At 62.3% G+C, this 9709-nt stretch carries 12 protein-coding genes and 1 tRNA gene; 9 read left to right on the forward strand and 4 right to left on the reverse strand.

The window, feature by feature from the left end; translation table 11 throughout:
• Positions 1-28: 28 nt before the first annotated feature.
• Positions 29-325, reverse strand: a complete 297-nt coding sequence (locus tag FLM9_RS01695; RefSeq protein ID WP_143324549.1) for a P-loop NTPase family protein — start codon at positions 323-325, stop codon at positions 29-31.
• A 91-nt stretch (positions 326-416) separates the two neighbouring features.
• On the opposite strand from FLM9_RS01695, the gene cynS reads away from it, so the two are divergent.
• The 4 genes from cynS to htpG all read left to right on the forward strand — a co-directional run bounded on the left by cynS (position 417) and on the right by htpG (position 4613).
• A complete protein-coding gene (gene cynS, locus FLM9_RS01700; RefSeq protein ID WP_074456973.1) occupies positions 417-854 on the forward strand; it encodes a cyanase in 438 nt (145 codons plus the stop codon).
• A 50-nt stretch (positions 855-904) separates the two neighbouring features.
• Positions 905-2299, forward strand: coding sequence for an ATP phosphoribosyltransferase regulatory subunit (locus FLM9_RS01705; protein WP_074456974.1), 1395 nt, complete (start codon positions 905-907; stop codon positions 2297-2299).
• 55 nt (positions 2300-2354) lie between these two features.
• Positions 2355-2582, forward strand: a complete 228-nt coding sequence (locus FLM9_RS01710) for a ferredoxin family protein (protein ID WP_074456975.1) — start codon at positions 2355-2357, stop codon at positions 2580-2582.
• Between the two features lie 135 nt (positions 2583-2717).
• Positions 2718-4613 carry a molecular chaperone HtpG gene (htpG, locus tag FLM9_RS01715; RefSeq protein WP_074456976.1) on the forward strand — a complete coding sequence of 632 codons (1896 nt, stop codon included), beginning with the start codon at positions 2718-2720 and terminating at the stop codon, positions 4611-4613.
• Positions 4614-4661: 48 nt separating this feature from the next.
• On the opposite strand, the gene FLM9_RS01720 is transcribed toward htpG, so the two are convergent.
• A complete protein-coding gene (locus FLM9_RS01720) occupies positions 4662-5492 on the reverse strand; it encodes an inositol monophosphatase family protein (protein ID WP_074456977.1) in 831 nt (276 codons plus the stop codon).
• 6 nt (positions 5493-5498) lie between these two features.
• Entirely contained in the window at positions 5499-5867 is a 369-nt protein-coding gene (locus tag FLM9_RS01725; RefSeq protein WP_074456978.1) for a 2Fe-2S iron-sulfur cluster-binding protein, read from the reverse strand.
• Between the two features lie 77 nt (positions 5868-5944).
• Here FLM9_RS01725 and FLM9_RS01730 point away from each other — a divergent pair.
• A tRNA-Ser gene (locus tag FLM9_RS01730) sits at positions 5945-6031 on the forward strand.
• A gap of 228 nt (positions 6032-6259) precedes the next feature.
• Here the strand turns inward: FLM9_RS01730 and FLM9_RS01735 are convergent.
• Entirely contained in the window at positions 6260-6550 is a 291-nt protein-coding gene (locus FLM9_RS01735; protein ID WP_074456979.1) for a hypothetical protein, read from the reverse strand.
• A 72-nt stretch (positions 6551-6622) separates the two neighbouring features.
• Here FLM9_RS01735 and ruvB point away from each other — a divergent pair, with 72 nt between their 5' ends.
• From ruvB to FLM9_RS08700, 4 genes are all read left to right on the forward strand, one after another.
• The gene (gene ruvB / locus FLM9_RS01740; RefSeq protein ID WP_074456982.1) at positions 6623-7762 is read left to right on the forward strand and encodes a Holliday junction branch migration DNA helicase RuvB; all 1140 of its coding nucleotides are present in this window, start codon (positions 6623-6625) and stop codon (positions 7760-7762) included.
• A gap of 33 nt (positions 7763-7795) precedes the next feature.
• Positions 7796-8323 (forward strand): tetratricopeptide repeat protein, encoded by a 528-nt coding sequence (locus FLM9_RS01745; protein WP_074456980.1) that lies wholly within the window; start codon positions 7796-7798, stop codon positions 8321-8323.
• A 5-nt stretch (positions 8324-8328) separates the two neighbouring features.
• The gene (locus FLM9_RS01750) at positions 8329-9531 is read left to right on the forward strand and encodes an amidohydrolase (RefSeq protein WP_074456981.1); all 1203 of its coding nucleotides are present in this window, start codon (positions 8329-8331) and stop codon (positions 9529-9531) included.
• A gap of 56 nt (positions 9532-9587) precedes the next feature.
• The coding region (locus tag FLM9_RS08700; RefSeq protein WP_218969718.1) for a DUF3188 domain-containing protein at positions 9588-9709 on the forward strand (122 nt) is incomplete at its 3' end.

Genomic DNA, 9709 nt, shown 5'->3' on the forward strand with positions numbered 1-9709 from the left:
TCCACAGCTCCCCACCCTGCCAAAGCGATCATGCAGGGAGGCTGTTACGAGAGAACGTGATGGCGGCCAGCTTCCTGCCACCCCTGCGGACCGTGACAGTGCCACTGCTGGAATTGCCCATACAGCGCTGGACCAAGCGCCCCGGCACACCAGCGGAGGGCCGCATCACGCGCACCAGCTTCTCTGAGAACGGGCTGCCGCACTCATCAGAGGCTTCGCAGGCGGCGTAGCACACCTTCAGCAGACGAGCCTTGCCCGTGCCGTTGGCGCCGATCAGGACGTTGATGCCGGGCGACACCTCCAGTTCCACGGGAGTCAGGGGCACAGGCGTTTCAGAGCATCCTGCATAACGGTAGCCAAGCCAACGGTACCGCTGGTTTGGGCGGTGGAGGATCACCAAAGTTTTCCCCAACGCCATGGCCACCATGACCGAGACCCTGCTGGCAGCCAAGGCTTCCTCTGGTCTGACGTTTGCCCAGTTGGCATCCCACTTGGGGCTGGACGAGATGTGTGTGGCGGCTATGCTGTACGGACAGGCCAGCGCATCGCCCCAAGAGGCGGCCAAGCTCTGTGACCTGCTGGGCCTGGGGAAGGATGCCGTGGCGTTTCTGACTCGCTATCCCATCAAGGGATGCCTGGATCCCGTTGTGCCCACCGATCCACTCATCTATCGCTTCTACGAAATCATGCAAGTGTATGGACTGCCCATGAAAGACGTGATTCAGGAAAAGTTCGGTGACGGCATCATGAGCGCTATTGATTTTACTCTCCATGTGGATAAAGTGGAGGACCCCAAAGGAGACCGGGTCAAGGTGGTCTTCTGCGGCAAGTTTCTGCCCTATAAAAAGTGGTGAAGGGTCATCGGTCCGTGGGGCACTAGCATTGCCCCAAGACCCAGCCCCCTATGATTCTCTGGCAAGAACGCTCTGATCTTCAGAGCACTGAGGAGGTCAGCCGACAACCTGCCAGAGGAGCCAGGGACCTGCTCCCCCAGGACGTGGAGGACAACCGCTGGATTTGCGCCCAGCTTCACGGCGTCTATCGGCGTTGGGGCTACAAGGAGTTGGCGCCTCCCACCATTGAGCGGCTGGACACCTTGGAGGCTGCCGGCGCCATTGATGCCAAAGTGCTGCTCAAGGTGGCCACCCAGGATGCCCTGGGTCTGCGCCCGGAGATCACCGCCAGCGTCGCCAGGGCAGCCTGCACCCACTTGGCCGGCCGGCCCAGGCCTTTACGGCTCTGGTACGAGGGCAGTGTGTTTCGACGGGAGGACATGGGTGGCCATGAGCGGGTCCAGGAGGAACTGCAGAGTGGCATTGAACTCATTGGCGCCCCAGGGCTGGCGGGGGATGGGGAATTGGTGGCCGTCCTGCTGGATGCTTGCCGTCAACTGCCCTTCCACCCGGATCACCAGCCCACCCTGCTGCTGGGCCACCGGGCCCTGTTTGCCGCCCTTCTGGAGGATTTCCCCCACCATCAACGGGCTGGGTTGCGCCAGGCCCTGAGCCGCTACGACGTCTTGCAGCTTCAGGCCCTGGACCTGTCGGACGCCGACCGGCAGCGGGCCCAACGGTTGTTGAGCGTGCGGGGGGAGCCGGAGGTGGTGCTGGATGCGCTGTCGACTTCTTCAAAAGCCGCTGCTGTGGACGAGCTGCAGGCATTGGTGGCGCTGGTGGCGGAACGGGCGCGCCAGGCTGGTGTGCGCCTGCAACTGGACCCCACCTTCCTGCCCACGTTCACCTTCTATGACGGGGTCGTGCTGCGCCTGGTCTGCCAAGACGCTCACGCCCTGGTGTCGGTGGCCACTGGTGGTCGCTACAATCGCCTCCTCAGGCACTTTGCCCCTGGCGATCAGCACGCTAGCGGCACCGGTTTCAGTTTCAAAGTGGAGTGTCTGCGTGGACTCCTGCAAGGCCGCAGGGCAGTGCTCTCCGGCCAGACCGATGTGCGGGTGCTGGTGGCCTATCACCATCCCAGTCACCTGGGGGACGCCATGGCCTGCCTGGAGCGCCATCACCATGCCCAGATGCAAGCCGAGTTGTTGCCTTCCCCCATGGCCGGGGAGATTGCCCAGGGTCATGGCTCCCCCCGTGGCCCCCAGGTGCTGGTCACGTATGACCACCCCATTGGCCGGGGGGCAGCCACGGCCTGTGTGCAGCGCCACCGGACAGCCCAGGTGGAGGTTGAACTCTGGCCCCAACCCTGCCCCACCCTGGAGGCCGCCAGGGCTGCCTGGAGACAGCGACCACTCCCCTGCCTGGAATGGCTGACGGGCGCCAGGGACGGGTCCGCTTCCTAAGCTCCCATGGGGACCGATCTTTCCCACTAGGATCAGTTCCCCTTCCCCTGTTTTGATGCCCCACACAATTCTCACGGATCGCTGTGAAGGGGTGGCAGTTTGCATTGACTCCTGCCCAGTGGCTTGCATTCATCCTGGGGAGGGCAAAAACGCCAAGGGCACCAACTTTTACTGGATTGCCTTTGACGTCTGCATTGACTGCGGCATCTGTCAGCAGGTGTGTCCGGTGGATGGCGCCATCGTGGCGGAGGAGCGTCCCCACTTGCAGCGCCAACGGGGCTAGGCCCGATTGCCGAGGATGACTGAGGCGTGGCCGGGGGACCCCTTGCCCATCACGTACGGCATTCCCCACCTGGATAGGCCTGGGTGACGCTCCTGACCGGTAATAGAATCCGTTGCGATTTAACTGCAATGCCCCATGGCTGTTCTTGAGCACGGCGAAATTCAGATTCACACCGAGAACATCTTCCCGATCATCAAGAAAGCCGTGTACTCCGGCCATGAAGTCTTCCTGCGGGAGCTGGTCAGTAACGGTGTTGATGCCATCAATAAGCGGCGGATGGCGGCTCTGGCTGGTGACTGCCAGGAAGGCGAGGAAGGCGAGATTCAGGTTCGCATTGACCGCGAAGCAAAGACGATCACGGTCAGCGATAACGGCATTGGCATGGACGCTGACGAAGTGAAGCGCTATATCAATCAGGTGGCATTTTCCAGTGCCGAAGAGTTTTTATCCAAATACAAACACGAGCAGGACGGCATCATTGGTCATTTTGGTCTGGGGTTCTACTCCAGCTTCATGGTGGCCAGCAAAGTCGAGCTACGGAGCCTCAGCGCCAAGCCTGGCGCCAGTGCCGTCTGCTGGAGTTGTGACGGCTCCCCCCAATTTCAGTTGAAGGAGGGTGATCGCAGCACAGCAGGCACAGACGTGATTCTGCATTTGCAAGAGGAGGAGTTGGAATACCTGGAGCCCAGTCGCATCCGTCAGTTGATTACCACTTACTGCGACTTCATGCCCGTTCCCGTGAAGTTGGAGGGGGATACGGTGAATCGCTGCAAGGCCCTATGGCGGCAAAGCCCCAGTGAACTCAAGGACGAGGATTATCGAGAGCTTTACCGCTATCTCTATCCTTTCCAAGGGGACCCTCTGCTGTGGGTCCACCTCAGCACCGACTACCCCTACAACTTGCGGGGCATCCTGTTCTTTCCCAAGCTGCAAGAGAACAGCCAGTGGGACCAGAGTCAAATTCGTCTCTATTGCAACCAGGTGTTTGTGAGCGACTCGGTCAAGGAGGTGGTGCCCTCCTTTCTGCTGCCCCTGAAGGGTGTCCTTGACGCGCCGGATCTGCCCCTCAACGTGAGCCGCAGTGCCCTGCAGACGGACCGTCAGGTGCGCTCCATTGGTGGGTTCATTGCCCGCAAGGTGGGGGATCGTCTGGCCCAGCTTCACGGGGAAGAACCGCAACGCTACGGGGAAATCTGGAATGATCTTGCCCCCTTCGTCAAAATTGGCGCCATGGAGGAGGAGAAATTTGCCGACAAGGTGGTGGACCGGGTTCTCTTCGCCACCACCGCACAACCGACAGAAGGCCGGACTGATCCCATTGCCACGGACGCCGGCTGCTACACCACCATCAAGGAGTATCTGGAGCGCTGCCCACAGGAGCGGCGCAAGTCCGTGATCTACTGCACGGATCCCGTCGCCCAGAGCTCGGCGCTGCAACTCTGGACAGGCCAGGACATTGAGGTGCTCACGGCAGATGCCCTGATTGACAGCCAGTTCCTGCCCTGGCTGGAGCAGCGGGAAGAACAGGTGAGCTTCAAGCGGGTGGATGCAGAACTGGACGAGAGTTTCACGGACCAGACGCCGGAGTTGGCTGATGCCAACGGCGAAGACGAGGGGGAGAGGTTACGCAGCCTGTTCAAGGCAGCCCTGAACAACGACAAAATCACCGTTCAGGTCAAAAGCCTCAAAGGAGAAGCGGCCCCGGCAGCCCTAATTCTTCTGCCGGAGCAGATGCGGCGGATCAACGACGTCAGCGCCCTGATGCAGCGGCAACTGCCCAGCCTGCCGGATCATCACGTGCTGCTGATCAACAAGGCCCATCCCCTGGTCAAGGGGTTGCTCAAGCTGGCTGCCGGCGCCGTGGTCATAGGTTCAGGTTCGTCCCCCAACACCACCCTCAGTCACCAGATCTGCTGTCACCTGCACCAACTGGCCCAGTTGGGTGTGGGGGGCCTCAAAGCCGAGCAGTTGCTCACCCTCCAGAGCCAGAGCCAGGACCTCCTGGGACGGCTGCTGGCGCGCTTGGACTGATGGACTCACTTCAGGATATCGGGTCCACTGATCGATCAAACGGGCTGATCACGGCTCGCCGGCATAGCAGTCCGGCGCCAGGGGCCGGGTGGCCAGCAAAACAGCCGTCATCTGCTGCTGCAGCGCCTGGCTGTTTGCAGCCAGGATGCGGCCACTGTGAATGGCGACAGGACCGCCATCGTAGGCACACACCCAGCCTCCGGCCCCCTGGATGATGGCCGCCCCGGCCGCCAAGTCCCAGGCCTTCAGGCCCCGCTCCCAATACCCGTCCAGGCGACCGCAGGCCACATAGGCCAAGTCCACTGCGGCAGCCCCACCCCGCCGCACACCCCCCACCCGGTGGGCAAAGCGGCAAAACTCTGCGTAGTTGTTGTCCAGCCGTTCGTGACGGTCATAGGCAAATCCCGTCACCAGAACACTCCGGGCCAGGGTGGTGCAGGCGCTCACCTGGATGGGCCTGTCGTTGCAAAAAGCCCCCAGGCCCACTCCACCCCGGAACACCTCCTCCAGCCGTGGCGCCGCAACGGCCCCCAGCCACGGCTTCCCCTGACGGAGAAGGCCCACGGAGGTGGCAAAGAACGGATAGCCATGGGCGAAGTTGGTGGTGCCGTCCAGGGGGTCCACACACCAGAGGAGATCACCCGTCTCACCATGGTGGCCACTTTCTTCCGCCAGGACGGGAATGGCGGGTGTCTCTTGGCGCAACACCTCCAGCACGGCGGCCTCAGCGGCTTCATCCGCATCCGTAATTAGGTCGCCAAGGCGCCCTTTGCTGCGCACCGTAAAGCTTTTCCCGTCAAAGTGGCGCAACTGACGAGCGCCCGCCTCGGCGGCACGACACGCCACTGCCAGCAAGGCCTCGGCCTCGGATGTGGTCATGGCTGGCTATTCCTCTTCCAGGGGGATGGCGGGACGTACGCGCCCGCGGCCAAAGTGGCGGCCAAACTGAAGTTCGTAGACCTCGTCCTCATCCTGGGTTTCCACCTCCACATCCCCAATGGCTTTAGCAACACACAGCAGACCATAGCCCTGCTCCCTCAGGGCCATGGAGAGGCCCAGGGCTTCCCGATGGTCCAGGACGCCAGCTTTGACGCGCACAGCGCAGGTGGTGCAGCACCCGTTGCGGCAACTGAACGGCAGCACGTTGCCCTGGGCTTCCAGCGCATGGAGGATGTACTGCCCTTCCGGCACACGGGCGGTGGTGGTTCGGCCATGGTGGCGGTCATGGACCACCACTGTGAACAGTTGCCCCATGGAGTCGGTCACTGTGCTGCTACATTGGCACAGACCTGGACCCGTTGGTTCGAGCCTGCCTGGACAGGTGTGCTTCTGGAGAGGTGGCCGAGTGGTCGAAGGCGCAGCACTGGAAATGCTGTATAGGGGCAACTCTATCGAGGGTTCGAATCCCTCCCTCTCCGCTTCCAGCCCTTCCCACGGTCTGCCAGATCCGTGACCAACCCGGGCCGCAAATGCTCCCGTGGATCATGGGCTTTTTGCGGTGGTTCATCGGCGGAGCACCTCGCCAAGCGACTGCCCGCATGTCTTCCGCTGGACAGCTTCCCGTTGCTTGTGGGTGAACTCCACTTGCAGGGCCGGGTACAGGTGCGATTCCGGTTCCTCGATGATCAGCACGCTGCCGGGATCGGTCACGTGGCGGAGATACAACAAAATGGACGCCAACTTCCGACACCATGGATGATGTCGTCGGGCAATGTGCGCTGCCCCAAACGAAGAGTTCGGCGCCAATTCCTGAGGGACAGACGGCTGGCAAAAAACCGATGCAGTGCATACATCAGGATCGCCAGATAGGATTTTCCTGTGTTGCTCGGACCCACAAACACCGTCGGGGGCCGCAGATCCATCTTGGCCTCCATGATCAGCCCGAAATCCGCCACCTCCAGTTCAAGGTTGCCCCTGGCCAACGGTTTTCCCGTCATGCCCTTGCTCCCCTGGTGGTCTCTTCAGGGTGTTAGGAGGGCGCCGTCGCTGATACCCGCTAGGGTTTGGCCATGGCCATTGTTCCCAGTAGCCCTTCCGGGAAGGCGTCCCCGGCTCCACCACGCAACCATGGCGCCGCGCCCCGTCCTCTGAGTTCTCCCCATGGTCCGCAGCGGCGCCCAGAGGCTACGGCAGAGGAGCAAGGCCATGCAGATGAGGCTCTGCGACCGCGCCGCCTGGGGGACTACATCGGTCAGAGCGCCCTCAAGCAGGTGTTGCACATCGCCCTGGAGGCGTCACGGCATCGCCAGGAACCCCTGGACCATCTCCTGCTCTATGGGCCGCCCGGCCTGGGCAAAACTACCATGGCTATGGTGCTGGCGGCAGAGTTGACGGCCCGTTGCCGGATTACCAGTGCCCCGGCGCTGGAGCGTCCTCGCGACATCATTGGCCTGCTCATGACCCTGGAGCAAGGGGACGTGCTCTTCATTGACGAGATCCATCGTCTTCCCCGCATGGCCGAGGAGCTCCTCTATCCCGCCATGGAGGATTTCCGTTTGGACCTTTCTGTGGGCAAGGGAACCACAGCCCGCGCCCGCAGCATTGCGCTACCACGGTTCACTCTGGTGGGGGCCACCACAAAGGCGGGCTCCATCAGTTCACCGCTGCGGGACCGTTTTGGCATGGTCCATCGCCTGGAGTTTTACACCGCGACCGAGCTACAGCAGATTGTGGAGCGCTCTGCCCAGTTGCTGCGGATGGGTGTGGAGCCCTCCGGCGCCCAGGCCGTTGCCAGCCGTTGTCGCGGCACGCCCCGCATCGCCAATCGCCTGCTCCGCCGTGTGCGGGACTATGCCCTGGTGAAAGCCTGTCCCGCCATTGACAACCAGGTGGTGGCGGATGCCCTAACCATGCACCGCATTGATCCCCTGGGCCTTGATCCCAGCGACCATCGCCTGCTCATGACCATGGCGCAGCAGTTTGAAGGTGGACCCGTGGGCCTCACCACCTTGGCGGCAATTTTGGGTGAGGATGCCGACACCATTGAAACCGTGCTTGAGCCCTACCTGCTCCAGATTGGTTTTTTGCAGCGCACATCCCGTGGCCGCCGCCTGGCGCCCCCGGCCTACAAGCACCTTGGCCTGGACTCAGCATCCACATCTGATCAACCATCCAATCAGCCAGCAGATGGGCAGTTGCCGTTGCTCTAGGACCTGTTGATCACTTGCTCTAGACTCGGTGGTATGCGCACCACTACCTTGACGGGCCACGTGTTGCCCTGGCTGAGTGTCCTGACTTTGACCCTGCTCTTGAGTTGCTGGTTCCCCAGACCGGCTCTGGGTGATTCGCTGGAGGCACACCCGGTGAAGCCTGAAGCTGCCGCCCTCTACAACTTGGGCGCCATGCAAGTAGCGCGGGGCAATTGGCAGGGGGCACGCTGCAGCTACGGTGCTGCTGCCCGGATCCAGCCCGATTTGATCCTGGCCCAATCCAGCCAGGCATTGGCCGCCATGGAGTTGGGTGAGTTGGCCGTTGCGGAGGAGACTTTCCGCCAACTGGTTCGCCGTCATCCCCTCTTTGCCGATGCCCGTGCTGCGCTCACGGCACTGCTCTGGCACCGTGGCCGACAGGGGGAAGCCGAGAGCCACTGGGCCGCCAGTGTTGGCCTGGATGAGCGCTATGCTGATGCCCAATGGCTGTTGACGACGCGCCAATGGCCTCCAGGGCCGGTGCAGGACCTTCGGCAATTCCTGGCGTTCGGCACCTCTTGACGGACATGACCAGCTTGCTTGCCCTCCCGGAGCTTCACCAGCAGGCGCAAGACCTGCAACCCGATCTGGTGAAAATTCGCCGCCACCTCCATGCCCATCCGGAATTGAGTGGTCAGGAACAACAAACCGCCGCCTTTGTGGCCGGTTCCTTGTATCAACTGGGGCTTGATGTGCAGGAAGGTGTGGGCGGCGCCGGCGTTGTGGCCGACCTTGGCGGTGGTCCCGGCCCCAGCATTGGCCTGCGGGTGGATATGGATGCCTTGCCCATCGAAGAGCGCACCGGGCTGCCCTTTGCCTCCCGTCGCCAGGGCCTGATGCACGCCTGTGGCCACGACATCCACACCACGGTGGGGATCGGGGTGGCCCACCTGATGGCCCCCCTCGCCCACCGGTTGCCGGGAACGTTGCGGCTTCTGTTCCAGCCGGCTGAGGAGATTGCCCAGGGGGCAGGCTGGATGGTCAAGGCCGGGGCACTGGACGGTTTGGATGCCGTGTTCGGGGTTCATGTGTACCCGCCAATGGCAGCCGGCAAGGTGGGAATTCGTGCGGGAACGTTCACGGCCACGGCGGATGAGTTGATCGTTGAAATTTTTGGCGAAAGTGGCCATGGGGCCCGCCCCCATGAAGCCCTGGATGCCATCTGGATTGCCAGCCAGGTGGTCACCGGGCTCCAGGAGGCCGTAAGCCGCCGCATAGATCCTCTACACCCTGTGGTGATCAGCTTTGGCCAGATTCAAGGGGGCTGTGCCTTCAACGTCATTGCCGACCGTGTCCTGCTGAGGGGCACCGTACGCTGCCTGCACCCAGACACCCACCAGCAACTCTCCAGTTGGATCGAGGAGGTCATTCAGGGCATCGTGGGGATCCATGGCGCCCGGTCCCATGTGAGTCTCCGCTCCATCACGCCGTCGGTGTTCAACGACGCCAGCCAGACCCGCTGCCTGGAAAAAGCGGCCCGTGCCGTTCTGGGGGACGACAACGTGGAGCACCTTCCCCAGCCTTCACTGGGCGCAGAAGACTTTGCCGAGATGCTCAAGCACGTGCCCGGCTGCATGTTCCGCCTTGGTGTGGCCGGTCCCGAGGGCTGCTATCCCCTCCACCATGGCTGCTTTAACCCTGATGAGAGAGCCATCGCAACGGGAGTGGAAGTGCTCACCGCCACCTTGCTGCAGCGGTTTGATTTGCCTGTGGATCACGTCTCACCCTGACTGTGAACACGCCTCCCCATCCCTTCTCGCGACTGGTCACCGCGGCTGCTCCAGCCATGGTGTGCCTGGGGTTGCTGGCCAGCCTGCAACGGACCCACAGCGAAAAGCTGCAAATCATTCCCATGGTGGTGATTGGTGCCGGGCTCACCATGGCGGCCTGTGGGCAATGGATCTATCA

The organism is Candidatus Synechococcus spongiarum (assembly GCF_900047545.1).
In the GTDB taxonomy this organism is placed as follows: domain Bacteria; phylum Cyanobacteriota; class Cyanobacteriia; order PCC-6307; family Cyanobiaceae; genus Synechococcus_B; species Synechococcus_B spongiarum_C.